Annotated in this window: 19 protein-coding genes; 10 read left to right on the top strand and 9 right to left on the bottom strand. The window is 67.7% G+C overall.

The window, feature by feature from the left end; genetic code table 11:
* Window positions 1-2: 2 nt before the first annotated feature.
* Together recN and WFK98_RS13305 are read left to right on the top strand one after the other, a co-directional pair.
* On the top strand, window positions 3-1673 hold the full coding sequence (gene recN / locus WFK98_RS13310) for a DNA repair protein RecN (RefSeq protein WP_266338428.1): 1671 nt from the start codon (window positions 3-5) through the stop codon (window positions 1671-1673).
* Window positions 1674-1879: 206 nt separating this feature from the next.
* Window positions 1880-2716, top strand: a complete 837-nt coding sequence (locus WFK98_RS13305; protein WP_336800552.1) for a siderophore-interacting protein — start codon at window positions 1880-1882, stop codon at window positions 2714-2716.
* A gap of 48 nt (window positions 2717-2764) precedes the next feature.
* Here WFK98_RS13305 and WFK98_RS13300 read toward each other — a convergent pair whose 3' ends face one another.
* Window positions 2765-4147 (bottom strand): FAD-binding oxidoreductase, encoded by a 1383-nt coding sequence (locus WFK98_RS13300; RefSeq protein ID WP_336800551.1) that lies wholly within the window; start codon window positions 4145-4147, stop codon window positions 2765-2767.
* Between the two features lie 379 nt (window positions 4148-4526).
* Between WFK98_RS13300 and WFK98_RS13295 the strand changes: the two genes are divergently transcribed.
* Together WFK98_RS13295 and ligA are read left to right on the top strand one after the other, a co-directional pair.
* Window positions 4527-5804 (top strand): multidrug effflux MFS transporter, encoded by a 1278-nt coding sequence (locus WFK98_RS13295; RefSeq protein WP_266338425.1) that lies wholly within the window; start codon window positions 4527-4529, stop codon window positions 5802-5804.
* Window positions 5805-5935: 131 nt separating this feature from the next.
* Window positions 5936-8083: an NAD-dependent DNA ligase LigA gene (gene ligA, locus WFK98_RS13290; protein ID WP_336800550.1), complete on the top strand. Its 2148-nt coding sequence runs from the start codon at window positions 5936-5938 to the stop codon at window positions 8081-8083.
* A gap of 59 nt (window positions 8084-8142) precedes the next feature.
* Here ligA and WFK98_RS13285 read toward each other — a convergent pair whose 3' ends face one another.
* Window positions 8143-8706, bottom strand: a complete 564-nt coding sequence (locus WFK98_RS13285) for a PRC-barrel domain-containing protein (protein WP_266338423.1) — start codon at window positions 8704-8706, stop codon at window positions 8143-8145.
* 129 nt (window positions 8707-8835) lie between these two features.
* Entirely contained in the window at window positions 8836-10671 is a 1836-nt protein-coding gene (locus WFK98_RS13280) for an aminopeptidase P family protein (protein WP_336800549.1), read from the bottom strand.
* A 238-nt stretch (window positions 10672-10909) separates the two neighbouring features.
* On the opposite strand from WFK98_RS13280, the gene WFK98_RS13275 reads away from it, so the two are divergent.
* Together WFK98_RS13275 and WFK98_RS13270 are read left to right on the top strand one after the other, a co-directional pair.
* On the top strand, window positions 10910-11128 hold the full coding sequence (locus tag WFK98_RS13275; protein ID WP_266338421.1) for a hypothetical protein: 219 nt from the start codon (window positions 10910-10912) through the stop codon (window positions 11126-11128).
* Between the two features lie 156 nt (window positions 11129-11284).
* Complete coding sequence (locus WFK98_RS13270; RefSeq protein WP_336800789.1) at window positions 11285-12787, top strand: acetyl-CoA hydrolase/transferase family protein; 1503 nt, start codon at window positions 11285-11287, stop codon at window positions 12785-12787.
* A 236-nt stretch (window positions 12788-13023) separates the two neighbouring features.
* Here the strand turns inward: WFK98_RS13270 and WFK98_RS13265 are convergent, their stop codons facing one another.
* Entirely contained in the window at window positions 13024-13917 is an 894-nt protein-coding gene (locus WFK98_RS13265) for a 50S ribosomal protein L11 methyltransferase (protein WP_442907419.1), read from the bottom strand.
* A 44-nt stretch (window positions 13918-13961) separates the two neighbouring features.
* Between WFK98_RS13265 and WFK98_RS13260 the strand changes: the two genes are divergently transcribed.
* Window positions 13962-14363 carry a GNAT family N-acetyltransferase gene (locus tag WFK98_RS13260; RefSeq protein WP_336800547.1) on the top strand — a complete coding sequence of 134 codons (402 nt, stop codon included), beginning with the start codon at window positions 13962-13964 and terminating at the stop codon, window positions 14361-14363.
* Window positions 14364-14450: 87 nt separating this feature from the next.
* On the opposite strand, the gene WFK98_RS13255 is transcribed toward WFK98_RS13260, so the two are convergent.
* Window positions 14451-16808, bottom strand: coding sequence for an ATP-dependent helicase (locus WFK98_RS13255; RefSeq protein ID WP_336800546.1), 2358 nt, complete (start codon window positions 16806-16808; stop codon window positions 14451-14453).
* Between the two features lie 190 nt (window positions 16809-16998).
* On the opposite strand from WFK98_RS13255, the gene WFK98_RS13250 reads away from it, so the two are divergent.
* From WFK98_RS13250 to WFK98_RS13240, 3 genes are all read left to right on the top strand, one after another.
* Window positions 16999-17982 carry a zinc-binding dehydrogenase gene (locus WFK98_RS13250; protein ID WP_336800545.1) on the top strand — a complete coding sequence of 328 codons (984 nt, stop codon included), beginning with the start codon at window positions 16999-17001 and terminating at the stop codon, window positions 17980-17982.
* A gap of 173 nt (window positions 17983-18155) precedes the next feature.
* Window positions 18156-19577: an FAD-binding oxidoreductase gene (locus WFK98_RS13245; RefSeq protein ID WP_266338416.1), complete on the top strand. Its 1422-nt coding sequence runs from the start codon at window positions 18156-18158 to the stop codon at window positions 19575-19577.
* Window positions 19531-23409, top strand: a complete 3879-nt coding sequence (locus WFK98_RS13240) for an AsmA family protein (protein WP_336800788.1) — start codon at window positions 19531-19533, stop codon at window positions 23407-23409. Before WFK98_RS13245 ends, WFK98_RS13240 begins: the two co-directional genes overlap by 47 nt.
* On the opposite strand, the gene WFK98_RS13235 is transcribed toward WFK98_RS13240, so the two are convergent.
* The 4 genes from WFK98_RS13235 to WFK98_RS13220 form a co-directional block, all read right to left on the bottom strand.
* Window positions 23396-23647 (bottom strand): ribbon-helix-helix domain-containing protein, encoded by a 252-nt coding sequence (locus WFK98_RS13235; RefSeq protein WP_266338415.1) that lies wholly within the window; start codon window positions 23645-23647, stop codon window positions 23396-23398. The two genes, WFK98_RS13240 and WFK98_RS13235, sit on opposite strands and share 14 nt — an antisense overlap.
* Window positions 23644-23844 (bottom strand): DUF4169 family protein, encoded by a 201-nt coding sequence (locus WFK98_RS13230; RefSeq protein WP_336800544.1) that lies wholly within the window; start codon window positions 23842-23844, stop codon window positions 23644-23646. The genes WFK98_RS13235 and WFK98_RS13230 overlap by 4 nt, the downstream gene beginning before the upstream one ends.
* Window positions 23845-24140: 296 nt before the next feature.
* Window positions 24141-25532: a class II fumarate hydratase gene (fumC, locus tag WFK98_RS13225; protein ID WP_266338413.1), complete on the bottom strand. Its 1392-nt coding sequence runs from the start codon at window positions 25530-25532 to the stop codon at window positions 24141-24143.
* A 60-nt stretch (window positions 25533-25592) separates the two neighbouring features.
* A complete protein-coding gene (locus tag WFK98_RS13220) occupies window positions 25593-26111 on the bottom strand; it encodes an SspB family protein (RefSeq protein WP_266338412.1) in 519 nt (172 codons plus the stop codon).
* Between the last annotated feature and the right edge of the window lie 197 nt (window positions 26112-26308).

The following is a 26308-nucleotide window of genomic DNA, read 5'->3' as shown; positions in this document are numbered from 1 at the left end:
CCATGCTCGCCGCGCTCGCAATCCGCGATATCGTCCTCATCGATCGGCTGGAGATCGACTTCGCGCGCGGTCTCACGGTCCTGACCGGAGAGACCGGCGCAGGCAAGTCGATCCTGCTCGATTCGCTGTCGCTCGCCCTTGGCGGGCGCGGCGATGGTGCGCTTGTGCGCCAGGGCGCCAACCAGGGACAGGTGACGGCAGTCTTCGACGTGCCGGCCGGCCATCCCGCCCGCTCGCTGCTCGGCGACAATTCCATCGACCATGACGGCGACATCATCCTGCGCCGCGTCCAGACGGGCGACGGCCGGACGCGCGCCTTCGTCAACGACCAGCCGGTGAGCGTGGCGCTGCTGCGCGATGTCGGCGCGTCGCTTGTCGAGATCCATGGCCAGCACGACGATCGGGCTCTGGTCGATCCGGCCATCCATCGTCGCCTGCTCGATGCGTTCGGCGGGCTCGATCCCGAGGCGCTCGCCGTCGCCGAGGCATTCCGCGGCTGGCGTTCGGCCGAAAGCGAGGTCGCCGCGCTCCGGCGGCGGATCGCTTCGGCGCGCAGCGAGGGAGACTATCTCCGCGCCTCGGTCGAGGAACTGTCGAAGCTCGCGCCGCAGCCGGGCGAGGAGACTGAACTGGCGCAGCGTCGCCACACCATGATGCAGGCGGAGAAGGTCGCGGTCGATCTCTCCGAGGCTCATGACACCATTGCCGGCCACACCTCGCCGATCCCCAATCTTGCCAGCCTCGCGCGGCGTCTGGAGCGCAAGCGCGATCAGGCGGGTGGCCTGCTCGACGGCGTGGTCGAGGCGATCGACAGCGCCATCGACGCGCTGGAGGAGGCCGAGACGCTGCTCGCGCGCTCGATCCGCGAAAGCGAGTTCGATCCGAAGGAACTGGAGCGGACCGAAGAGCGCCTGTTCGCGCTGCGCGGCGCCGCCCGCAAGCATGACGTCGCGGTCGAGAACCTCGCCGCGCTGCGCGACAAGATGGTCGCCGATCTCGCGGCGCTCGATTCGGGCGAGGAGCGGCTGGCGGCGCTGGAAGCGGCGGCCGAGGCCGCCTGCCGTCGTTTTGATGCTCTCGCGGCCGCGCTTTCGGCCCGTCGCCGCGCCGTCGCCGAGGAACTCGAGGCGCGTGTCGCCGAAGAACTGCCGGCGCTGAAGCTGGAGCGCGCCGCCTTCATCGTCTCGATCGAGACCGATGCCGAGGAGCGCACCGACGCCGGCATCGACATCGTCAATTTCTTCGTTCGCACCAATCCGGGCACGCGGCCCGGGCCGATGATGAAGGTCGCCTCGGGCGGCGAACTCTCGCGCTTCCTGCTCGCGATCAAGGTGGCGCTCGCCGATCGCGGCTCGGCGCCGACGCTCGTCTTCGACGAGATCGACACCGGCGTCGGCGGCGCGGTCGCCGAGGCGATCGGGCGGCGGCTGGCGCGTCTGGCGGAGCGGGTGCAGGTGCTCTCCGTCACCCATGCGCCGCAGGTCGCCGCACGGGCCGGCCATCACCTGCGCATCGCCAAGGATGGCGTCGCCGGCGAGGATCGGGTGGCGACCGGCGTGACGCCGCTCGACGGCGAGGAGCGGCGCGAGGAAATCGCCCGCATGCTGGCCGGCAGCGTCATCACCGACGCGGCGCGCGCCGCAGCCCACCAACTCATTCACGGCAACGGCTGATCGGCCCCCAGGGGCGGATCGGCGCTTGCACTTCCGGCGCCGGCGCTGCATCTTGCGACCGTGCTTTGCGGGCACACCACAGGCCTGCACGTAGGCGTTAACGTCAAACAACGCGCTGATCGAGCTTGCCTGAGCAGGTTCGGCCCGCGCGGCGTTGCCTAGGGAACGTTGCATCGGGCCGGACAGCTCTCCTTTCAGGAGTTTCCATGTCCGATACCCACATCGTCCACACGGCGCCCGCGCCGCATGAAACCTACCGCGTCCGCTATCCGCTGAAGATCCGCCGCCTGACCGTGGCGCGCATCGCCCGGATCACGCCGACGATGATCCGCGTGACCGTCACCGGCCCCGATCTCGAAGGTTTCGAGAGCCGATCGCATGATGACCACGTCAAGCTCTTCTTCGCCCGCCCCGGCGAGGACGAGCCGGCGCTGCCGACCTTCGGCCCCAACGGCCCTGTCTTCCCCGAGGGGGAGAAGCCGATCGCGCGCGACTACACGCCGCGCCGCCACGACGCGACGACGGGCGAGCTCGATCTCGACTTCGCCGTGCATGAGGCGGGCCCCGCGACGGAATGGGCGATCAACGCCGCCGTCGGCAGCACGCTGCACGTCGCCGGGCCGCGCGGCTCGATGATCGTTCCCGACGATTTCGACTGGTATCTGCTGGTCGGCGACGACACCGCGCTGCCGGCGATCGCGCGGCGGCTTGAAGAACTGCGTCCCGAGGCGAAGGTGACCGTGATCGTCGAGGTCGGCACACCCGCCGACGAGATGCCGCTGCCGAGCCGCGCGTCCACCTCGATCACCTGGTTGCATCGCGGCGACCTGGCGCCGGGCGAGGGGAGGTTGCTTGACGACGCGGTCGCCGCATTCCGGCGCGGCGATGGCGAAGGCTTCGCCTGGATCGCGTGCGAATCGGACACGGCCAAGCGCCTGCGCGCCATCCTGGTCGAGGATCTCGGTCTGCCGAAGCGGCGGGTGAAGGCGTCGGGCTACTGGAAGCGCGGGCTCGTCAGCTATCACGACACCCACGAGGATTGAGATCGTGGCCGGCGGCGCGGGAGACACTCCGCGCCGCCTCGCTCGGTCTCAATGCGCCGGGCGGATGTTCTGGTTTACCCGGAAGAGGTTGTCCGGGTCGTATTTCGTCTTCAGCGCCAGCAGCCGCTCGAAATTGCCGCCATAGGTCGCCCGGAGCCGGGCATCGCCCTCGTCGTCCATCATGAAGTTGACGTAGCCGCCGTCCTTGTTGTGCGGATGCACGGCCTGCCAGTAGCTCTTGGTCCAGCGGGTGATCGGGCCGGCCTGCTGCGGATTCGGGTCGATGCCGGCGATCACCATCGACCAGCGGGCATCGCGGGTGTTCCAGGCCGTCTCGTCCCTGCCGACGCGATGCACGGCGCCGTCGATCGGGTAGAGGTGCATCAGCGACAGCATGCTCGGCGTAGCCGCCGCCTGCTGGAGATGCGCGTCGATGGCCTCGTCGGTCAACTCGTTGACGAAATCGCCCTTCCAGTACCATTGCATGCCGGTCGGCATCAGCGGATCGAACAGGCTCTGCAGGGTCGGGAAGGGCATCATGCTCATCCAGTTGACGAGCGGTGGCGGCACGCCTTCGAGGAAGGGCTTCATGGCTTCCTCGCCGTCCTCCTGCGGGCCGTTGTAGCAGGAGATCAGCGCACAGATGCGCTTGCCCCAATGCTCGCGCGGGAAGGGATCGGCCGAGGGCATCGTCTTCAGCCCGAAGAAGCAGCCGAGCCGTTCCGGCGCCTTCGGCAGCACGTCGCGATAGCGCCGCATGACCGCGGCGGCGTCTTTCTGGTCCCAGAAGATCGGGCCGCCAAAGACCATGCTGACCGGATGGGCCTTGAACAGGAAGCTCGTCACAACGCCGAAATTGCCGCCGCCGCCGCGCAGCGCCCAGAACAGGTCCGGCCATTCCGACTTGCTGGCGGTGACGAAACTGCCGTCGGCGAGCACAACGTCGGCTTCGAGCAGGTTGTCGATCGTCAGGCCGTACTGGCGGGTCAGGTAGCCTGTGCCGCCGCCGAGCGTCAGTCCCGCGATGCCGGTGGTCGAGACGATGCCGGCCGGGACGGCCAGGCCGAAGGCATGCGTCGCGTGATCGACGTCGCCCTGGGTGCAGCCGGGGCCGACACGCACCGTCGCCGCCTCCGGATCGATGCGGACGCCTTTCATTTGCGAGAGGTCGATGACGAGGCCATCGTCGCAGCTCGCGAGGCCCGGACCGTTGTGGCCACCACCGCGGATGGCGATCAAAAGTTTGTGCTCGCGGCCGAAAGCGACCGCCTCGATCACGTCCGCCACGTCGCTGCAGCGCGCGATCATCAGCGGCTTCTTGTCGATCATGCCGTTATAGAGCTTGCGGGCCTCGTCATAGTCTAGGCTGTCGCGGTCGATGACCGGGCCGCGCATCTTGCCGGAGAGTTCGGCAGCTTCCTGGGAACGCATGGCTTTCCTCCACTGATGTCGCGTCCGCCGCGCCTTCGGGAGTGCCCGCGCCATATTACGCCCCCGTGCAATGTTCGGCCACCGCCCGGCGCGCGAGGTCTTTCACGCGGGGGATGTGACCCGCGCGCCGCAGCGGGGCCGTTTCGACCCGAATTCGGTGGTTTCCGCATTGATCATAAGGCTGCCTTTAGAGTATGAACATGCTACCGGAGGCGCCCGATCTGCGCCCTGCGTGACTTGCGTCACGGCCACGCCACATATTTTCGTCTACTAGTAAGCTTCGCGTCGATCGTTTCGGGCCGGATCCGCTCTGCCCCGGCGACCGCTCGCTCTTCGAGCAGGCCATTTCGTCTGCCGAGGCCCCTTTTGGAAACTCGTTATGTCCGTCCTGTCCGAGCGCGCGCCGGCGCGCCTTGCTCCTGAGCCGTCTTTCTTCGAGTTCGTCGTCATCATCGCGTTCATGATGGCGCTCGGCTCGATGTCGATTGACAATCTGCTGCCCGCCTTCGGCCATATCCAGCAGGATTTCGGCCTCGCCTCGGCCAATGAGGTGCAGCTGATCCTGACTGTCTACATGGCTGGCTTCGCCGTCATGCAGCTCTTCTACGGTCCGGTCTCCGACATCGTCGGGCGGCGACCGACGCTGATGATCGGCCTGATTATCTTCTCGATCGGCAGCCTGATCGCGCTGTTCGCGCCGAATTTCGAGATGCTGCTGGTGGCCCGCCTGATCCAGGGCATGGGCGCGGCGGCGACCCGGATCCTCTCGGTGGCGATCGTGCGCGACCGCTATGAGGGCCGCGAGATGGCGCGCGTCATGTCCTTCACGATGATGATCTTCATCATCGTGCCGGTGTTCGCTCCCGCCATCGGCAGCCTCTTCCTGCTGTTCGGCACCTGGCACACGATCTTCGTCAGCATGCTGGTGATCGCCGTCGGCATCGCGCTCTGGTTCGGCCGGCGCATGCCGGAGACGCTGCATCCCGAATACCGGATGCCGTTCTCCGCCGCGCGCATCCTCGGCGGCGCCAAGCGCTGCCTGCAGGAGCGGGCCACGGTCGGCTACTCGACGGCGATCGGCCTGATGTTCGGCGGCCTGATGGCCTATATCGGCTCGTCTCAGCAGATCTTCGAGACGGAGGTCTATGGCCTCGGCGCGATCTTCCCAGTCGTCTTCGGCTCGATCGCGGCGGTGATGGGCATCGCTTCCTTCGTCAATGTCCGGATCGTGCGGCGGCTCGGCATGCGGCGCATCTCGCATGCCGGCGTCTGCGGCCATGTGCTGATGTCGGCGATCATGGTCGGCTGTGCGATCTGGTTCGATGGCAAGCCGCCGCTGCTGCTGTTCGCGGTCAACCTCGCCGCCTGCCAGTTCCTGTTCAGCCTGACGATGCCGAACTTCAACACGATGGCGATGGAGCCGCTCGGCGACATCGCCGGCACAGCGTCCTCGATGATCGGCTTCTACACGACGATCCTCGGCACGATCGTCGGCATGGTCATCGGCCAGATGTTCAATGGCACCGTGTTGCCGCTGGCGGTCGGCTTCCTTGCGACCGGCGTGCTGAGCCTGATCGTCGTCTACTGGACGGAGCGTGGCCGCCTGTTCGCGCCGCATCATCCCGATCCGGCCGCCGTCATGGATGTCGGCCACTGACAGCCATCCGGGCGGCTTGATCCGCCCGGACTTTCGAAGCCGGCGCGCGCTTCTGTTGGTGGGCGACCGATGCGCCCTTGCGACCGGTCCGGCGGCGCGGCATAGCTTCTCCCCTGAACGGGAGTGCTGCCATGTCGTCGGATCATCTGCGCGAAACACCGGTCGAGACGCTGAAGGCGGATGAGGCGGCGCAGGAGCACGCGCGTCTCAGCGCCGAGATCGCGGAAAACGACATCCGCTATCATCAGGAAGACGCGCCGACGATTTCGGACGCGGACTATGATGCGCTGCGCCGCCGGCTCGTCGCGCTCGAGGCCCAGTTCCCCGATCTCTCCTCGGCGGCGAGCACGTCCGTCGGCGCGGCGCCTTCGCCGAAATTCGCCAAGGTGCCGCATGTCGTGCCGATGCTGTCGCTCGACAACGCCTTTGACGATCAGGACGTCATCGACTTCATCGATCGCGCTCGCCGCTTCCTGAAGATCGACGCCGCGGACGCCATTCCCTTCACCGCCGAGCCGAAGATCGACGGCCTGTCGCTGTCGCTGCGCTACGAGGGCGGCCGGCTCGTCACCGCGGCGACGCGCGGCGACGGCTTCGAGGGCGAGAACGTCACCGCCAATGCCCGCACCATTGCCGACATCCCCAACCAGCTTCCCGCCGGCGCGCCCGACACCGTCGAGATCCGTGGCGAGTGCTACATGGCGCATGCCGATTTCCAGGCGCTGAACGCGCGCATGGCGGCGGCCGGCGGCGGCAAGACCTTCGCCAATCCGCGCAACGCGGCGGCCGGCTCGCTGCGCCAGCTCGATTCCAAGATCACCGCCTCGCGGCCGCTGCGCTTCTTCGCCTATGCCTGGGGCGAGATGAGCGCCATGCCGGCCGAGACGCAGATGGGCATGGTCGAGGCCTTCGCCGCCTGGGGGCTGCCGACCAATCCGCGCATGACGCTTTGCACCACCGTCGAGGAGGCGCTCGCCTTCTATCACGGGCTGGAAATGGACCGGGCCGGCCTCGGCTACGATATCGACGGCGTCGTCTACAAGGTGAACTCGCTCGCGCTGCAGAACCGGCTCGGCTTCGTGTCGCGCAGTCCGCGCTGGGCGATCGCCCACAAATTCGCCGCCGAGCAGGCCGTCACCGTGCTGAACGGCATCGACATCCAGGTCGGCCGCACCGGCGCGCTGACGCCGGTCGCGAAGCTGGAGCCGATCACGGTCGGCGGCGTCGTCGTCTCCAATGCGACGCTGCACAACGAGGACTACATCAAGGGCATCGGCGGCGATGGTCTGCCGATCCGCGATGGCGTCGACATCCGCGTCGGCGACACGGTCGTGATTCAGCGCGCCGGCGACGTCATCCCGCAGATCGTCTCGGTCGTGCTCGACAAGCGGCCGGCCGATTCCGTGCCCTACAGCTTCCCGACGCTATGCCCGGTCTGCGGCAGCCACGCCGTGCGCGAGGAGGACGAGGCGGTGCGGCGCTGCACGGGCGGCCTGATCTGCGCCGCGCAGGCGGTCGAGCGCATCCGCCATTTCGTCTCGCGCAACGCCTTCGACATCGAGGGGCTTGGCGAGAAGCAGGTGCAGGCTTTCCACGAGTGGGGGCTGATCAAGGAGCCCGCCGATATCTTCACGCTGGAGGCGCGCGACGCCGGCCAGTTGCAGCGGCTGAAGAACCGCGACGGCTTCGGCGAGACATCGGCGCGCAACCTGTTCGCCGCGATCAACGAGCGGCGCAGCATCGCGCTCAACCGCTTCATCTTTGCACTTGGCATCCGCCATGTCGGCGAGACGAACGCCAAGCGCTTCGCCCGCCATTTCGGCACGGTCGAGGCGTTTCGCGATACGGCGCTGGCGGCGCGGCCGCCCGGACCGGAACTGCTCAAGGGCAATGATGCCTGGGTCGAGATGATCGGCATCGAGGGGATCGGGGACGTCGTCGCCGAGGCGGTGGTCGATTTCTTCGACGAACCGCACAACCGTGATGCCTTCGCCCGCCTGCTGGAGCAGGTGCGCCCGCAGCCGCTCGAAGCCGCCAGGACGGACAGCCCCGTCGCCGGAAAGACGGTCGTCTTCACCGGCACGCTGGTGCGCATGACGCGCGACGAGGCCAAGGCGATGGCGGAGCGGCTGGGCGCCAAGGTCGCGGGCTCGGTATCGAAGAAAACGGACCTTCTGGTCGCCGGCCCCGGCGCGGGCTCGAAGCTCAAGGCCGCCGCCGAGAACGGCGTCGAGGTGATCGACGAGGATGGCTGGTTCACGCTCGTCGGCGCCGACTGAGCCGGCAGGAAAGAAGGCCCACCCTGCGGGCGGGCCTTCCATCCTGCGCTTTTTGGGTCTTACGGCGTCGCAGGGGCCGTTTCGGGCGCGGCGGGCGCCGGCGTGGTTGCGGCGGGCGGCGTCATCGGGTCCGCGGCAGGCACGGTCGCGTCGGGCGCCGGCGTCGTGGTCACGCTGGACGATTCCTGCTGCGCGGCGGTCTTGAACTCCGGCGCGGCGTTGAGCTCGTCCTTGGTCGTCTTCAGGACCAGCTTCTGGCCATTGTCGATCTTGACGCGCTCGAGCGTGCTCGGCGACACCGCGACGTCCTTGCGGCCGATGCCGAGGAAGCCGCCGACGCCGATCACCACGGCCTTCACCTCACCGTCGTCGGTGGCGAGGATATCGACGATCTTGCCGAGGTTCTCGTCGGTGCCGCTATAGACGGTGGAACCCATCAGGGTGGAGGCGAGCCAGTCGGTGCTGCCGTCCTCCAGCACGATGAAGCGACCGGCTGGGGCCGCGGGCTGGGTTGTGGTCGCGGCCGGGGCTGTGGTGTCGGCCGGCGTCGTCGCGTCCTGCGCCAGCGCCGGGCCCGCCGCAAGGAGGGCGACCAGGGCCGTTGTCCGAAGGATCGTTTTCATGGTCGTAACTCCGTGTTTTATCGAGACAATTGAGCTGAGGCTCGATCGGACAACGGAGCGTGCAGGGTCACGTTCCATCACGAAACCTATCAAGGCGACAGGATCCGTGATGGAACTGTCAGGGGATGCCTATGCGCCCAGCGGTTGCGTGGCGGCGATCAGGAAGGCGAGATCCGCGCCTTCGAGGGAGGGCGCCAGCGCATCGCGGACGCGGGCGTGGTAGGCATCCATCCAGGTCTTCTCGGCGGGGCTCAACAATGCGACGTCGATCAGTTTGCGGTCGATCGGCGCCAGTGTGATCGTCTCGAAGCCGAGCATTTCGCGGTCGCCGCCGGCGATCGCCGCCGGCGGCGTGACGACGATCAGGTTCTCGATGCGAATGCCATAGGCGCCGGTCTTGTAATAGCCGGGCTCGTTCGAAAGGATCATGCCCGGCTCGGGCGGCAGGTTGCCGGCCTTGGAGATGCGGACCGGCCCCTCGTGCACGGACAGGAAGACGCCGACGCCATGGCCGGTGCCGTGGTCGAAGTCGAGGCCGGCCTGCCAGAGCGCGTGCCGCGCCAGCGTGTCGAGCTGCGCGCCGGTCGTGCCACGCGGGAAGCGCGCCGTCGCAAGCGCGATATGGCCCTTCAGAACGCGGGTGAAACGGTCGCGCATCTCGGCCGAGGGCGTACCGATGGCGATGGTGCGGGTGATGTCGGTGGTGCCGTCGCGATATTGCGCGCCGGAATCGACGAGGTAGAGCGTGCCGGCCTCGAGCTTGCGGTCGGTCGCCTCGTTGACGCGGTAATGCACGATGGCGCCGTCCGGGCCGGCGCCGGAGATCGTGTCGAAGGAGATCTCGAGCAGCGGCGAGCCGTCCGCCTCGCCGGCCTCTGCACGGAAGGCCTCCAGCTTCCTGGCGACGCTGATCTCCGTTTCGGTGCCGTTGGCGCCATTCGCGTCGAGCCAGGCGAGGAAGCGGGTCATCGCGGCGCCGTCGCGCTTGTGGGCGCGGCGCGTGCCGTCGAGTTCGATTGCGTTCTTGCGCGCCTTCGGCAGCACGACGGGATCGGCGCCCTCGACGAGCACGCCCCTGGCGTCGGTGAGCGTCCTGGCGAACAGGGCAGGGGTGGTCTGCGGGTCGACCAGCACGCGGCGTCCTTCGTCGCCGAGCGCGGCGAGATCGGTCAGGAAGGCGCGCTCTTCCTTGATGTCGGCGCGCTCGGCAAGCTGGTCGCGGATGGCGTTGGAAAGCTTGCGGCCGTCGACATAGAGGGTGGGGCGCTCGTCGCGCTTCAGAAGCGCATAGGAGAGCACGACGGGATTGTGCGGCACGTCGGCGCCGCGGATGTTGAAGAGCCAGGCGATCGAATCCGATTGCGCCAGGATGGCCGCGTCGACGCCCTTGTCGGCGAGGACGGCCTGCATACGCCGGATCTTGTCGTCGGCGCTTTCGCCGGCGAGTTCGTCCGGCTGCTGCATGACCTGCGACAGCGGCGGCAGCGGCCGGTCGGTCCAGATCGCGTCGATGGGGTTTTCCTCCAGCGCGACGAGTTCCGCCCCTGCCGCTCGGCAGGCGGCCTCGAAGCGGCGAGCTTCCGCGAGCGTCAACAGGCGCGGGTCATAGCCGATGCGCTGGCCGGTGCTTAGCTTGTCTTTCAGCCACTGGTGCGGAGGATTGCCGATCAGGTCCTCCGGCGTGAAATCGTCGACGTCGACCTGGTCGCGTACCTGAAGCGTATATCGACCGTCGACGAAGACGGCGGCTTCCTCAGCGAGTACGATGGCGGCCCCGGCCGAGCCGGTGAAGCCCGTCAGCCAGGCGAGTCGCTCGGCGGCGGCGGGAATGTATTCGCCTTGGTATTCGTCGGCGTGCGGCACGATGAAACCCTGCAATCCCGCGCGGTCGAGATGGGCGCGCAGCGCCACCAGCCGATCCTTGATCGGGTGGGCGCGGCTCGGAGCGTCAAAATTCTGGAACATGCGCGGAGGGCCTTCTTCACGGAACAAAACGGTTCGCGCGACCCTATCGGCGCGCCTTGCCGACTGCAATTCCATCACACTCCGTGTTTGCGGCGCGGCGCAAATGTGGCGGCATCTTGTGCGTTGCGAAAAGTGCATGTCTGGCATTCGATTACAGCTGTACCTTCACGTCAGCGTTAGGGGTATGAAGAGCCTGCTTAAGGGACGCATAGGGCGTCGCCACAAAAAGGAATTGATCATGTTGACGGCAGCATTTGGCGAGTTCGGCGTTGCCCCGGCTGGAAGCCGCGGCCATGGCGTCGCTCGGCGCGCTGTGGCCCGCATGACCCATACGCGCGACCGGCAGATGCCGCGTTTCGTGAACGGCTACCAGCTCTCCCTCGATGACGCCTCGCTCGCCACTTTCGGCTATGACCGCGAGACCATCGAGCGCAGCGCGGTCGGCGCCCTCATCTGATCCGGCGCGGCCGGCGGATCGCCGGGGCCGCCGTCGATCGTCTGACTGAGATCTGAAAATCCGCGACAGCCCGTCGCGGATTTTCTGCTTTTTGCGGGATGCTTCCGCGCTTTCCGAGGCCTATGGTCCAGCAACGCCACCGACATGCTGGATATCATGCTGCAGGACCGAATCCGCCTTCCCGCCCTTCTCCACAAGGTGATGTCGCCAGCCGAGGCGGCGCTGCTGATCCGGGACGGCATGACCGTCGGCATGAGCGGCTTCACCCGCGCCGGTGACGCGAAGGCCGTGCCGCTGGCGCTGGCCGAGCGCGCCGCGACCGAGCCGTTCGGCATCACGCTGATCACCGGCGCCTCGCTCGGCAACGGCATCGACGAGGTGCTGACCCGCTCGCATGTGCTGAAGCGGCGGCTGCCCTTCCAGTCCGACCGCGTGCTGCGCGCCGCCCTGAACCGGGGCGAGGTGATGTTCATCGACCAGCATCTCTCCGAGACGGTCGAACTGCTGCGTTCGCGCCAGATGGGGCCGATCGACGTCGCCGTCGTCGAGGCGACCGCGATCACCCGCGAGGGCGGCATCATCCCGACGACCTCGGTCGGCAATTCGGCGACCTTCGCCATTCTCGCCGAGAAGGTGATCATCGAGCTCAATATCGGCCAGCCGGCCGAGCTCGAGGGCCTGCACGACATCTACATCCCCACCCGCCGGCCGCATCGCGAGCCGATCCCTGTCGTCGCGCCGGACAGCCGAGTCGGCCTGCCCTTCATCCCGATCGATCCGGCCAAGATCGCCGCCATTGTCGTCACCGAGCGGCAGGACAGCTCCGCCGAGACGACGGCGCCGGACGCCGAGACGCAGGCGATCGCCGGCCACTTGATCGAATTCCTGAGCCATGAGGTCCGCAAGGGCCGGCTGACCAACCAGCTGGCGCCGCTGCAGGCCGGCATCGGCTCGATCGCCAACGCCGTGCTGCACGGCCTGATCGACAGCCCGTTCCACGACCTCACCATGTATAGCGAGGTGCTGCAGGACAGCACTTTCGAACTGTTCGATGCCGGCAAGCTCGCCTTCGCGTCCGGTTCGTCGATCACGCTCTCCGCCGCCTGCCAGGCGCGGGTGATGCCGGAACTGCGGAACTACAAGAGCCGCCTGGTGCTGCGGCCTCAGGAAGTTTCGAACCATCCCGAGGTGCTGCGCCGCCTCGGTGTCATCGCCATCAATACCGCGCTCGAATGCGACATCTACGGCAATGTGAACTCGACCCATGTCGGCGGCACGCACATGATGAACGGCATTGGCGGCTCCGGCGATTTCGCCCGCAACGCCTATATGGGCATCTTCGTCACCAAGTCGCTCGCCAAGGACGGGGCCATCTCGCGCATCGTGCCGATGGTGCCGCATGTCGACCACAACGAGCACGACGTCGATGTCGTCGTCACCGAGAACGGCCTCGCCGACCTGCGCGGTCTGGCGCCGCGCGAGCGGGCCGAGGTGATCATCGCCAACTGCACCCACCCGAGCTATCGCGAGCTGGCGGCCGACTATTACCGCCGCGCCGTCCGCGATCATGGCGGCCAGACCCCGCATCTGCTGGCGGAGGCCTATTCCTGGCACCTGCGCCAGGAAGCGACCGGCTCGATGCTGCCGGCGGCGGAGTAGGAGGGCGAAAAACCCTCATCCAACCCTCTCCCGCGAGCGGGAGAGGGGGATTGGCTGCGCCTGTCCCGTATCCCGAACCTCCGGCGTCATCCCGGGCTTGACCCGGGATCCATTCCGCCACGCTTTCGGGAGGTTCGCCGGCGAGCGAATCGCGGCTGCGTGGATCCTCGCTGTCGCGAGGATGACGGAGAGTATCGGCCTCGCGGCTCGCCTGTCTTCGGCCGCGTCGCGCGTGCCTACCGCTCCAGCGTGAGGGTCAGCCAGCCTTCCTGCTCGCCCTGGCGCACCAGCTTCAGGCCCTCGGCCTCGTAGGCGGCGGTGACGGCCGCGCCCTGCGTGGTGAGGAGACCCGAGAGCACCACCGTGCCCTTCGGCGCCAGATGGGCCGCCACTTCCGGCGCCAGCGCGATCAGCGGGCCGGCCAGGATGTTGGCGACGATCAGGTCATAGGGGGCGCGGTTGGCGAGGACGGGATTGCCGAAGCCTTCGGCGGTGGCGGCCTCGATCTTGTCGGCGACGCCGTTCAGCGCCGCGTTCTCGGCGGTGACGCGGGTGGCGATCGGGTCGATGTCGGTGGCGAGCACCGGCTTCTCCCACGCCTTGGCGATGGCGATGGCGAGCACGCCGGTGCCGGTGCCGAGGTCGAGGATGCTCTGGTAGTCGTGCAGCTTGCCGAGCCGGTCGATCTCCTCCAGGCAGCCGGCCGTGGTGCCGTGATGGCCGGTGCCGAACGCCTCGCCCGCCTCGATCTCGATCGCGATGTCGCCGGGCTGCACCTTGTCGCGGTCATGGCTGCCATGGACGAGGAAGCGGCCGGCGCGCACCGGCTTCAGGCCCTCGAGCGACTTCGCCACCCAGTCCTCGTCGGCGAGCTCCGACACGACGAAGCGGCCGGCATCGGGGCCGAGCACGGCGGCGACGACGCGGGCGAGCGCCGGCTCGTCGGGCTGCTCCTCGAAATAGACGTCGACGGTCCAGCTCTGATCCGCCTGCTCCGTGGTGGCGGCGGAGGGGTAGCCGAGCGCTTCGTCCTCGCCGATCGCCTCGATCAGGCGGGTCGCGTCGGATTCCTTGGCGAGGTTGAGGGAAGCGATGAGGGTCAAGTGCGTGAACCTTGTCTGGCGGCGGATGATGACTTCATATCCGCCTCTGAGCCGAATTGGGAATGCGCTTCATGGCCGAAACCGAAATCCGCGTCGATCCCTTTCCGAGCCATGACGAGATGGATCGGCTCTCGCGGGTGGCGTGGCAGGCGGAAGGGCCGGCCGATCCGCGGGCGATCCTGTCGCGCAGCCTCGTGCATCTCGGCGCCTATGCCGAAGGCGCGCTGGTCGGCTTCGTCAATGTCGCCTGGGATGGCGGCATCCATGCCTTCCTGCTCGATCCGACCGTGCATCCCGACCACGGGCGCAAGGGGCTCGGCACGCGGCTGGTGCGCCGGGCGGCCGAGCTCGCGGCGGCGCGCGGCGCGGCGTGGCTGCATGTCGACTACGAGCCGCATCTCGCCGGCTTCTACCGCGCCTGCGGTTTCCGTCCGACCGAGGCCGGGCTGATGCGGCTGCAAGGCGACCGCTGAGGCAGACTGGAGTGGCAAAGTCCGGCTCTCACCTCTTCCCGCGGGAGAGGTGAGACGTGGCGCAAAGCCGCTTGCCGCGCCGCGCGCCTAGTGCTTCGTCACGAAGCTGTCGACCACCTTCTTGGTGCCGGCCTTCTCGAAGTCGACCGTCAGCTTGTTGCCCTCGATCTCGATGACCGCGCCATAGCCGAACTTCTGGTGGAAGACGCGCTCGCCGAGCTTGTACTTCGAAGCCGAGCCGGTCGATTTCGCCACCAGCTCGCCCTCGATCTGCCGGGGGACGGCGCGGGCATGCGCCTGCGCCGAACCCTTGTTGGCCTGCGCACGCTGCCAGCCGGGCGTCGAATAGGTGTTGGTGAACGGGTCGGCGCGGTCGAAGCGGCTGGCGCCGTAATTGCCGACGCCGCCGACATTGTAGCCGCCATAACTCGACGTCTGCTCGATCACCTCGACATGCTTTTCCGGCAGTTCATCGAGGAAGCGCGACGGCACGTTGGATTGCCAGAGGCCGTGGATGCGGCGGTTCGAGGAGAACCAGATCATGGCGCGCTGCTTGGCGCGGGTGATGCCGACATAGGCGAGGCGGCGCTCCTCCTCCAGTCCGGCGCGGCCGCTCTCGTCGAGCGAGCGCTGGTGCGGAAACAGGCCTTCCTCCCAGCCGGGCAGGAACACCGTCTCGAATTCCAGCCCCTTGGCGGAATGCAGCGTCATGATCGACACCGCGTCCTGGTTCTCGGTGTTGTCCGTGTCCATGACGAGAGCGATGTGCTCGAGGAAGCCGCCGAGCGATTCGAACGCCTCCATCGAGCGGACCAGTTCCTTCAGGTTTTCGAGCCGGCCCGGAGCGTCGGCGGAGCGGTCCTGCTGCCACATGTCGGTGTAGCCGCTTTCCTCCAGGATCATCTCGGCCAGTTCGCCGTGCTTCATGTCGTCGAGGCGCGAGCGCCAGCGGCCGAAGGAGGAGAGCAGGTCGCGCAGCGCCGTGCGCGTCTTGGTCGACTTGATCTCTTCGGTCTGGATCAGTTCGTCGGTCGCCTCGATGATCGGGATGTCGCGCGCCCGCGCATGGTCGTGCAGCAGGCGGACGGTGGTCTCGCCGATGCCGCGCTTCGGCACGTTGACAATGCGTTCGAAGGCGAGGTCGTCGGCGGGTTGCGCGACGACGCGCAGATAGGCGAGCGCATCGCGGATTTCCTGCCGCTCGTAGAAGCGCGGACCACCGATGACGCGATAGTTCAAGCCGATCGAGACAAAGCGCTCTTCGAAAGAGCGCATCTGGAACGAGGCGCGCACGAGGATCGCCATGTCGTTCAGCCTGTGGCCCTTGCGCTGCAGCGCCTCGATCTCCTCGCCGATGGCGCGGGCCTCCTCCTCCGAATCCCAGGCCGAGGCGACGCGGACGCGGGCGGCATTGGGGTCGACGGCGTCGGTGAACAGCGTCTTGCCGAGGCGGCCCTCATTGTGGGTGATCAGGTGCGAGGCGGCGCCGAGGATGTGCGAGGTCGAGCGGTAGTTGCGCTCGAGCTTGATGACGACGGCGCCCGGGAAATCCTTCTCGAAGCGCAGGATGTTGTCGACCTCGGCGCCGCGCCAGCCATAGATCGACTGGTCGTCGTCGCCGACGCAGCAGATGTTCTTGCGGCCCTGCGCCAGCAGGCGCAGCCAGAGATACTGCGCGACGTTGGTGTCCTGATACTCGTCGACCAGCATGTAGTGGAAGCGCTGGTGATAGTCCCTGAGCACGTCGGGGTGCTCGCGGAAGAGGCGCAGGTTTTCCAGAAGCAGGTCGCCGAAATCGCAGGCGTTCAGCGTCTTCAGGCGAGCCTGGTAGGCCTTGTAGAGCTTGACGCCCCGGCCGTCGGCGAAGGAGCCGCCATCGCCCGGCGGCACGTCTTCCGGCGTCAGGCCGCGGTTCTTCCAGCTGTCGATCAGGTTGGCGAGCTGCCGCGCCGGCCAGCGCTTCTCGTCGATGTTCTCGGCCTGGATCACCTGCTTCATCAGCCGGATCTGGTCGTCGGTGTCGAGGATGGTGAAATCGGAGCGCAGGCCGACCAGTTCGGCGTGGCGGCGCAGGATCTTGACGCCGATCGAGTGGAACGTGCCGAGCCAGTTCATGTCCTCGACAGAGGGGCCGATCAGGTCGCCGATGCGGTGGCGCATCTCGCGCGCCGCCTTGTTGGTGAAGGTGACGGCGAGGATCTGGCTCGGATAGGCCTTCTGGGTGGCGAGCAGATGCGCGATCCGCGTCGTCAGCACGCGCGTCTTGCCCGTGCCGGCACCGGCGAGGACGAGCACCGGCCCTTCCGTCGTCTCGACCGCCATCCGCTGTTCGGGATTGAGACGGGCGACATAATCGGGCGTGGGGGCGGCAGCCCGGCCGAGCGCGCGCGCGGCAATGCCGCCGGGGCGCGGGGCGGGGGCGGAACTGTCGAAGGGAGCGGTCATCTCAGGGGCGGTCGATTCGAAGAGCTGGACATGAGAACAAATATGGACCGCGGCAGCCGTCCATGCCAGCTTTCCTACAGAAAGGGCGTCTCGCTGTCCAAGTGCGGAGCGTGTCTTTTCGAGGCCTCGGCCGTTTGCGGGTACCGGGCCGGCGCGCTACCTTATCGGCAGCAGAAGAGGAGTGCGGCGCATGCGAGCGGCTGTTTATGAGCGTTTCGGCGTTCCGTCCGAGGTCCTGAAGACGGGCGAGCGGCCGACGCCGCAGCCGGGGCAGGGCCAGGTCCGCGTCCGCATGATGCTGTCGCCCATCCATAACCACGATCTCTGGACCATCCGCGGCACCTATGGTCACAAGCCGGCTCTGCCGGCGGTCGGCGGCAGCGAGGCGGTCGGCATTGTCGATGCGCTGGGCCCGGGCGTCACGGAGCCCGCGATCGGCCAGCGCGTGGTGGCGGCAGGTATCGCCGACGCCTGGGCGGATTATTTCCTCGCGCCGGCGGCCGCCTCGGTGCCGTTGCCGGACGGGATCGACGACGACACGGCCTGCCAGCTGATCGCCATGCCGCTGAGCTCGCTGATGCTGCTTGAAGACCTGCAGATCGCCAGCGGCCAGTGCATGATCCAGAACGCCGCGAACGGCGCCGTCGGCAAGATCGTCGCCATGCTCGCCAAGGCGCGCGGCATCCGCGTTATCGGCCTCGTGCGCCGCGATGCCGGCATCGCCGAGCTGGCGGCGCTTGGTATCGGCGATGTCGTCTCGACCGAGGCGCCGGGTTGGGAAGACAGGGTCCGGGCGCTCGCCGGCGGGGCGCCCATCCTGCGCGCGGTCGACAGCGTCGGCGGCGAGGAGGGCGGCAGGCTCGCCAGCCTGCTCGCCGAGGGCGGGCTGCTGATGTCGTTCGGCGCGATGTCGAACAAGCCGCTGGTGATCTCGTCGGGGGACCTCATCTTCCGTCAGGTTTCGGTGAAGGGTTTCTGGGGCGCGCGACGGATGGCGGCGACGGACCGTGGCGAACTGGGGCGTCTGATCGGCGAGCTGGTGCGGCTCGCGGCCTCGGGCGCGCTCCGCCTGACGATCGATGAGCGGTTCGGACTTTCCGATGCCGCTGCTGCGGCGGCGGCCAGCGACCGGCCCGGACGGTCGGGCAAGATCGCCATCGAAGGTTCACTGTGACGAACCAGCTGGTAGGCTATCCGGAGCCCCGCAACGCCACCGTGTGAAACCGTCGAATCCGGGTTCCGGCAGGCCGCGTCAACGGCAGGAAGTCTTTGGCGTGGCAGCCTGATTTTGCTAGGTTGCCGGCGACATGGCGAGCAAGCCGTGAAATCGCTTGGGAGGTTCTCGGAATGGTAGTTTCGGCGCTGCGCAACGATGGCGCGCGTGATGAAGTGGCTCTGGGCGCCGCGCTCGATCTTCTGCAGGAGCGTTTCGGTTCGCGCTTCACCCGTGGGCTCGAGATCCGGCGCCAGCACGCCAACACGACGACCTGGCTGCCGAACGAGCCCGCCGACGCCGTGGTTTTCGCGGCTTCCACCGAGGAAGTCTCCGAGATCGTGAAGATCTGCGCCGCGCATCGCGTGCCGATCATCCCGTTCGGCACCGGCACCTCGCTGGAAGGCCATGTCAACGCGCCGAAGGGCGGCGTCTCGATCGACCTGTCGCAGATGAACAAGATCGTCGCGGTGCATGCCGAGGATCTCGACTGCACCGTCGAGGCCGGCGTCACCCGCATCCAGCTCAACAATTTCATCCGCGACCAGGGCCTGTTCTTCCCGATCGATCCCGGCGCCGACGCCAGCCTCGGCGGCATGGCGGCGACACGCGCCTCCGGCACCAACGCCGTTCGCTACGGCACGATGCGCGAGAATGTCGTGCGCCTCACGGCCGTGATGGCCGATGGCTCGATCGTCCGCACAGGCAGCCGCGCCAAGAAGAGCTCGGCCGGCTATGACCTGACTCGGCTGCTCGTCGGCTCGGAAGGCACGCTCGGCATCATCACCGAGGTGACGGTTCGCCTGCACGGCCTGCCGGAATCGGTCGCCGCCGGCGTCTGCTCCTTCCCGACCGTCGAGGATGCCTGCAACGCGGCGATCCTGACGATCCAGAGCGGCATCCCGATTGCCCGCATCGAGCTCGGCGACGCCATGATGATCCGCGCCACCAACGAATTCGCGAAGCTCGGCCTGCCCGAGACGCCGCATCTCTTCCTCGAATTCCACGGCTCGCCGGCCTCGGTCGCCGAGCAGGCGGAGCAGTTCGCGGCGATCGCGCAGGAATTTAATGGCGGCGAGTTCGCCTCGGCGACCCGTCCCGAGGATCGCACCAAGCTCTGGCAGGCGCGCCACGATTCCTATTTCGCCGTGAAGGGGCTTCGTCCTGGCGACACCATCCAGAGCGTCTCGACCGATGTCTGCGTGCCGATCTCGCGGCTGGCGGAATGCGTCACCGAGACCAGTGCCGATATCGCGGCCAACGGCCTGATCGGACCGGTCGTCGGCCATGTCGGCGACGGCAATTTCCACACCCAGCTTCTGATAGACGTCACCAATCCGGAAGAGATTGCCAAGGCGGAAGCCGTGATCAGCCGGATGAACGAGCGGGCGATCGCGCTCGACGGCACCTGCACCGGCGAACACGGCGTCGGCCAGGGCAAGCGCAAATATCTCGTCAAGGAGCATGGCCACGGTCTCGACATCATGCGAGTGATCAAGGGGGCGCTGGATCCGCTCGGAATCCTCAATCCGGGCAAGATCCTGCCCGACGCGTGAGCGCGCTCCCGCGCGGGTCGGCAAGGCGGAGGCGAAGCTGAACAGGCTGTATCTGATCATCGGGGGCATCATCATCGCCGTGCTGGTCTCGGCGCTGGTGATCCCCTGGTTCGTGGACTGGAACGCCTTCCGCACGACCTTCGAGCGCGAGGCGGAGAAGATCCTCGGCCAGCCGGTCACCGTCGCGGGGACCGCCGACGCCTCGCTGCTGCCCATGCCCTCGCTGGTATTCACCGATGTGCGCGTCGGCGGAACGCCGGACAAGCCGATGATGACGGTGGACCGCTTCGCGGTCCGGATCGAGCTGATCCCGCTCATCTCGGGTACGTTCAAAGTGGTCGACATGGCGATCACCCGGCCGCATCTGCAGGTCACCGTCGGCGCCGACGGCCTGCCCGACTGGCTGCGCCGCTCGGAAGCGTCGAAGTCGCTCGATCCCGACGCCGTGACGCTGGAGAAGGTCGATATCTCCGACGGCGTGATCGATTATCGCGACGCCCGCACGGGAAGGGCCGTCTCGCTTTCCAACATCAATGCGGCCGTCGATGCGCGCTCGCTGCTCGGGCCCTGGAAGATCGAGGGGGGGCTGGTCGCCGACGGCGTGCCGACGACGTTCCGCGTCGCGACGGGCCGTCGCGACCCGAACAACACCATCCGCGTCAAGCTCGAGGCCAATCCGGCGACCGTGCCGATTGCGCTTTCGGCCGAGGGGCCACTCGGATTCGACGACAAGGGGCTCGGCTGGTCCGGCAATTTCGGCCTGACCCATGTCCAGGACGACGACGGCAAGGCGGGCCGGAAGCCGCCGCCGGGCTGGCGCGCTTCCGGCACGTTCGATCTGCGTCCCGAGCAGCTGCGTTTTCCCGACTTCACCCTGTCGCAGGGGCCGGAAGACAGGCCCTACAGCCTGACAGGCGCCGCCTCGATCGACCTCGGCAAGGCGATGCGCTTCGATGCTGTGCTGAAGGCGCGCCAGCTCGACCTCGATCGTTCGATCGGCAAGGGGCCGAACGAGCCGGCGAGCGTCGAGATCGCCTCGTCGGCCGTCGTGAAGGGCTTGGCGGAGCTGCCCGTGCCGTCGATCCCCGGCCGCATCGGCTTCGACATTCCCGGCATCGTCATCGGTGGTTCGGTGATCCAGAACCTGCGTTTCGACGCGGTCACGGCCGACAATGGCTGGAAGATCGAGGAACTGGGCGCCGATCTGCCGGGGCGCACTCGGCTTGCGGCCGATGGCGTCGTCACTACCGTGCCCAAGGCGACCTTCGACGGCGCCGTGCGGATCGTTTCCGACCAGCCGACGACGTTTGCCGCCTGGTGGCGTGGCGGCAAGATCGCGGCGATGCCGCAGTTGCGCGCCTTCGAGATGAATGGCCAGCTGCATCTCGCGCCCGGCTCGGTCGCGATATCCGGCATGACGGCGCAGATGCAGGATTCCGACCTGAACGGCGGCCTGCGCTGGCAGCAGGCGGCATCCGGCGGCCGCCGCAACCTCTCGGTGGACCTGACCGCCGACCGGCTCGACTACAACCAGTTGGTTGCGCTCACCGAGCTCTTCGCGGGCCGGAGCCTGAGCAACACCGGCGCGCTCGCCGACGACTTCCAGATCAAGGTCGCGACGGACGCGCTCGACATCGACGATATCACGCTGGAAAAGGTCGTCGCCGATGGCAGCCTGTCGAACGGCGTGCTGGTGGCGAAGAAGCTGTCGATCGGTAATGTCGCGGGCGCGGCGATCTCGGCGAGCGGCCGTGTCGCGGACCTGACCGGCGCGCCGAACGGCCAGCTCTCGGTCTCCGTCGACGCCTCCGACCTCACGGGATCCGCTGCGCTGGTCGAGCGGCTGCTGCCCGGCTCGGCCATCGCCGGCTGGTTCAAGACGGCGGCGCCGCTGCTCGGCCCCGCCATTCTCGACACGGTCGTCAATGCACGGGCGCAGGACGGCGTCACCCATGCGAACCTGACCGTGAACGGCACGTCCGGCGGCACCGCCATTGACATGGCGGTCGGGTTTAAGGGCACGCCGGCCGCCTGGCGCGAGGGCGAGCTGAAGGTTTCGGCCGCTGTCGACAGTAACGACGCCGGCCATCTGCTGCGCCAGCTCGGCTATGAGGCGACGCCGCTCGAAAAGCCCGGTCGCGCCCGGATCGCGGTCGAGACCACCGGTGGCGGCGGCTCGCTGGCCGAGGGCGTGAACGGCACGATCAATGGCGAATTCGCGGGTCTCTCCTATTCGACCGAAGGCAGCCTCGGCATCGACGAGGCCGGCGTGCCGAGCTACCAGGGCACGATCACGGCGCGCGGTGCCGATGCAACCCCGGCGCTGACCTTGGTCGGGCTGGCCCTGCCGGGACAGGGCGAGAAGCTGCCGCTCGAGGCGGCGAGCTCGCTCGATATCCGCGACGGCAGCGCCACGCTGTCGTTCCGCGATGCCAGGCTCGGCGACGCCTATGCCGGCGGCATGATCGATTTCGGCCGCGACGCCGGCCGCTGGAGGCTGAAGGGCGACGTCGCCATCGACGAGGCCGACCTGACCTTCGCGCTGGCGTTGGGCCTCGGCCTGCCGCCGGACCTGCTCGCCAACACCGAGAGCGTCTGGTCGAAGACCACGTTCGGCCGCCCGGCGATCGATGGCTTCGACGTAGCCTTCCGCCTCTCCGCCGACCGGCTCGCCATCGGCGACGGCCTCGCCGTCACCAATGCGGCGGTCGAGACCAGCTTCTCCGGCGATCGCACCGAAATCCGCCTGACCAATGGCGATTTCGCCGGTGGCAAGGCGACCGGCTCGCTCTCGATCGCCAATCCGCAGGGCGACGCCACCGTCTCGGGACAGGTCTCGGTCAAGGGCGCGGCGCTGACGGACGTCGTCTGGCAGCGCGACGGGCGCTCGGTCGCCGATGGCAGCTTCGACTTCTCCGGCCAGTTCGAGGGCTCCGGCCGCTCGGCCGCGGGTGTTGTCTCGGCGCTTACGGGCGGGGGCTCCTTCACCATCGGCGAAGGCTCGGCCCGCTTCGTCAATCCGGAGGCGTTCGGCGCGGTCATCCGCGCCGCGAATGCCGGCCGCGAGATCAGCGAGGCGGAGTTGCGCAAGCTGTTCGCAGGTTATCTCGACGCCGGCACGCTGGCATTCGACCGCGTCGAGGGCGCGTTCTCGATCGCCGCAGGGACGCTGCGTGCGCCAAACCTGAACGTCGTCAGCAAGAGCGCGACGATGGCCGGCGGCGCCACCATCGACCTGAACGCCGATACGATCGACAGCCAGTGGACGCTGACCATCGATCCGGGCGAGGACCGCGTCAGCGGCGCCATCCCGCAGGTCGGGCTCGTGTTTTCCGGGCCGCTCGATGCGCCGACGCGGCGGATCGACGTCGCGCCGCTCGCCGGCTTCCTGTCGGTGCGAGCCTTCGAGCGCGAGGTGGAGCGGATCGAGAAGCTCCAGGCGGAGATCCTCGAGAAGGAGAAGCTGAACCGGCTCGTGCGCCTGGCGCGCGAGGACGATCAGCGCCGCGGCGATGCCGCGCGCAAGGCCGAGGAGGCGCGGCAGGCCGCCGAAGCGGCGGCGAAGCTGGCAGCGGAGAAGGCGGCCGCCGAAGCCGCTGCGGCCAGGAAAGCTGCCGATGCCGCTCGCAAGGCGGAGGCGCAGCGCCAGGAGCGGGCGCGCCGCGCGGCGGAGGCCGAAAGGCAGAAGCTCGATTTCACTGACGGGATCGAAACCCTGTTGCGCGAGGTGCCGCCGACGCCACAGACCCGGGCCCTGCCGCCTTTGCCGCAGCCGCCGCTCGATCCCGGCGCGCCGATGCGGCTGACGCCGCCGGAGTCTATTCCGAATTGAGCGGGACGGTCTCTTTCGGCGCCTGCGCTTCCACGCGCGCCTGATACCAGGCGAGCACGGCGAGGCGGATGGCGGAGGAGAGATTGGTCTGGGCCGCACGCTCGCCGTCGATGGCGGCGATCAGTCCGGCAAGGCTCTGGCCGCGCTCGGCGGCGATCCCGCGCAGGGCCTGCCAGAACGGTTCCTCGATCGAGATCGAGGTCTGGTGGCCGGCAATTGAGACCGAGCGTTTCTTCATGCCGGGGTAGGATCTTCCTCGTCGTCGCGGCGATGGCTGTCGACGTGGTGGCGCGCCTTCTCGGCCGAGATGCGGTCGAGCGCCTTCTGGGCGCGGGTGCGGCCGAAGCGGATCCGGTTTTCCTCGGCGACAGCGGCCTTTTCGGCGCGGGCCTTTTCCTTGCGGAAACGGTTCAGGTTGATGATGTCAGCCGTCATGCTCAATCTCCCCGATAGGGCCGTTCGATGCGGTCTTGCTTAGGTGCCGGTCAATGGCGGAGTGGCAGGGGTGGGGTAAAGGGCCTTCGCGGGGCGGGAGGTCCGTGACCATCGAAGCGAAGCCACATCGCCGGGCCGCAGGCTACGGCGCGCCAGACAGAGCCTGGCTGGTTCGTTCGGTTCGGCAGGTGCCGGATCACATGGCGGACATAGAAACTCACGAGGCGCTCCATGAGCAGATCTCCCGCTCATGATGCGCCTCGTTGGTAACGATATCAAGTCGACGGAAGGAGCGACTATTTCGGGCTGATCATGTCCTCGGGACGGACGATCGCATCGAACTCCTCGGTGGTGACGTAGCCGCCGCCGACGGCCTCCTCGCGCAGGGTAGTGCCGTTCTTGTGCGCGGTCTTGGCGATCTTGGCGGCGTTGTCATAGCCAATCTTCGGCGCCAGCGCGGTGACCAGCATCAGCGAGCGCTCGACGCCCGACCGGATGTTGTCGAGGCGCGGCTCGATGCCGACGACGCAGTTGTCGGTGAACGAGACGGCCGCGTCGGCGAGGATCCGCACCGACTGGATGAAGTTGTAGGCCATAACCGGGTTGTAGACGTTGAGCTCGAAATGGCCCTGGCTGCCGGCGAAGGTGAGGGCGGCATTGTTGCCGAACACCTGGACGCAGACCTGGGTCAGCGCCTCGCACTGTGTGGGATTGACCTTGCCCGGCATGATCGACGAGCCCGGCTCGTTCTCGGGCAGCGACAGCTCGCCGAGGCCGGCGCGCGGGCCGGAGCCGAGCAGGCGGATGTCGTTGGCGATCTTGAACAGCGACGCGGCGACCGTGTTGATGGCACCGTGCGAGAACACCATGGCGTCATGGGCGGCGAGCGCCTCGAACTTGTTCGGCGCCGAGGTGAAGGGCAGGCCGGTGATCGACGCGATCGCCGCCGCGACGTCCTCGGCAAAGCCGATCGGCGCGTTCAGGCCGGTGCCGACGGCGGTGCCGCCCTGCGCGAGCTGCATCAGGTCCGGCAGCGTCATCTCGATGCGCCGGATGCCGTTTTCGACCTGCTGGGCGTAGCCGGAGAATTCCTGGCCGAGCGTTAGCGGCGTGGCGTCCTGGGTGTGGGTGCGGCCGATCTTGACGATCGAGGCCCAGTCCTTCGACTTGGCGGCCAGCGCCGCGTGCAGGTGCTTCAACGCCGGCAGCAGGCGGTGGACGATCTCCTCGGCCGCGGCCACGTGCATCGCGGTCGGATAGGTGTCGTTCGACGACTGGCTCATGTTGACGTGGTCGTTCGGATGGACCGGCTTCTTCGAGCCCATCACGCCGCCGAGCATCTCGATCGCGCGGTTCGAGATCACCTCGTTGGCGTTCATGTTCGACTGGGTGCCCGAGCCGGTCTGCCAGACTGCGAGCGGGAAGTGGTCGTCCAGCTTGCCGTCGATGACTTCCTGCGCGGCGGCGACGATCGTCTTGGCGAGTTCCGGATCGAGGCGGCCGAGCTTGGCGTTCACTTCCGCCGCGGCGCGCTTGATGACGCCGAGCGCCCGCACGATCGGCAGCGGCTGCTTCTCGATGCCGATCTTGAAATTGCCCAGCGAACGCTGCGCCTGCGCGCCCCAGTAGCGGTCGGATGCCACCTCGATCGGGCCGAAAGTATCCGTTTCGATGCGGGTCGTCGTCATGTGGTCAGCCTCTATCCGCCGCTGCAGGCGCGGCATCGTTCAGGGAAAGTCGGAGAGGGATTAGCTCTTCTTGCGGAACGCGTCGAGACGCACGACCTCGGCCGCCGGCTTTTCGCTCGGTTCGGCCGGCTCTTCCTCGACACGGTCCGGTGTGTCGAGCACGAGCGGCGACGTGTCGACGTCTTCCATCTCGTGGCTGCCTTCCAGTGCATCCTCTTCCGAAGGCGCCGTCTCGAACTGCAGGCCGAACTGCACCGACGGGTCAACGAAGGACTTCAGCGCCGTGAACGGCACCAGCAGCCGCTCCGGCACGCCCTTGAACGACAGGCCGATCTCGAAGGCGTGCTCGGTGACCGAGAGGTCCCAGTACTGGTGCTGGATGACGATCGTCATCTCTTCGGGGTAGTCGGTCATCAACCGCGTCGAGATGCGGACGCCGGGCGCACGGGTCTCGAAGGTGACATAGAAATGGTGGTCGCCGGGAAGGCCGGTCTTGGCAACCTCGGCCAGCACCTTGCGCACGACGCCCCGAAGCGCGTCCTGGGCCAGAATGTCGTAGCGGATCAGATCTTCAGCCATGAAAGGCGACTACCCAGAATCAATGCGGTCGGGGTCGAGACAGGCACCCGGTGCGGCCAAGCCGCGGACCCGCGCTAAAAACGGCTCCCTGACGAGCCTCGTCGAAGCGAAAACTCGATCTACCGCCCGGATAAGTCAAGGTCGCGAAGCCCTGGTTTTCGCATAAGCGGCCCGGAACCTGCCTTCATGCCGGTGAA

The organism is Kaistia sp. MMO-174, assembly GCF_037147815.1.
Lineage (GTDB): Bacteria > Pseudomonadota > Alphaproteobacteria > Rhizobiales > Kaistiaceae > Kaistia > Kaistia nematophila.
The sequence above is the reverse complement of the archived record's forward strand: the minus strand, read 5'-3'. Positions and strand labels throughout refer to the sequence as shown.

Excerpts from the sequence above, each read along its gene's own strand:
- fumC (WP_266338413.1), bottom strand. The coding sequence starts at position 25,532 with ATGACGACGACCCGCATCGAAACGGATACTTTCGGCCCGATCGAGGTG.
- WFK98_RS13220 (WP_266338412.1), bottom strand. The coding sequence starts at position 26,111 with ATGGCTGAAGATCTGATCCGCTACGACATTCTGGCCCAGGACGCGCTT.
- WFK98_RS13295 (WP_266338425.1), top strand. The coding sequence starts at position 4,527 with ATGTCCGTCCTGTCCGAGCGCGCGCCGGCGCGCCTTGCTCCTGAGCCG.
- WFK98_RS13305 (WP_336800552.1), top strand. The coding sequence starts at position 1,880 with ATGTCCGATACCCACATCGTCCACACGGCGCCCGCGCCGCATGAAACC.
- WFK98_RS13275 (WP_266338421.1), top strand. The coding sequence starts at position 10,910 with ATGTTGACGGCAGCATTTGGCGAGTTCGGCGTTGCCCCGGCTGGAAGC.
- WFK98_RS13260 (WP_336800547.1), top strand. The coding sequence starts at position 13,962 with ATGGCCGAAACCGAAATCCGCGTCGATCCCTTTCCGAGCCATGACGAG.
- WFK98_RS13235 (WP_266338415.1), bottom strand. The coding sequence starts at position 23,647 with ATGAAGAAACGCTCGGTCTCAATTGCCGGCCACCAGACCTCGATCTCG.
- ligA (WP_336800550.1), top strand. The coding sequence starts at position 5,936 with ATGTCGTCGGATCATCTGCGCGAAACACCGGTCGAGACGCTGAAGGCG.
- WFK98_RS13245 (WP_266338416.1), top strand. The coding sequence starts at position 18,156 with ATGGTAGTTTCGGCGCTGCGCAACGATGGCGCGCGTGATGAAGTGGCT.
- WFK98_RS13280 (WP_336800549.1), bottom strand. The coding sequence starts at position 10,671 with ATGTTCCAGAATTTTGACGCTCCGAGCCGCGCCCACCCGATCAAGGAT.
- WFK98_RS13270 (WP_336800789.1), top strand. The coding sequence starts at position 11,285 with ATGCTGCAGGACCGAATCCGCCTTCCCGCCCTTCTCCACAAGGTGATG.
- WFK98_RS13285 (WP_266338423.1), bottom strand. The coding sequence starts at position 8,706 with ATGAAAACGATCCTTCGGACAACGGCCCTGGTCGCCCTCCTTGCGGCG.
- WFK98_RS13250 (WP_336800545.1), top strand. The coding sequence starts at position 16,999 with ATGCGAGCGGCTGTTTATGAGCGTTTCGGCGTTCCGTCCGAGGTCCTG.
- WFK98_RS13300 (WP_336800551.1), bottom strand. The coding sequence starts at position 4,147 with ATGCGTTCCCAGGAAGCTGCCGAACTCTCCGGCAAGATGCGCGGCCCG.
- WFK98_RS13230 (WP_336800544.1), bottom strand. The coding sequence starts at position 23,844 with ATGACGGCTGACATCATCAACCTGAACCGTTTCCGCAAGGAAAAGGCC.
- recN (WP_266338428.1), top strand. The coding sequence starts at position 3 with ATGCTCGCCGCGCTCGCAATCCGCGATATCGTCCTCATCGATCGGCTG.
- WFK98_RS13255 (WP_336800546.1), bottom strand. The coding sequence starts at position 16,808 with ATGACCGCTCCCTTCGACAGTTCCGCCCCCGCCCCGCGCCCCGGCGGC.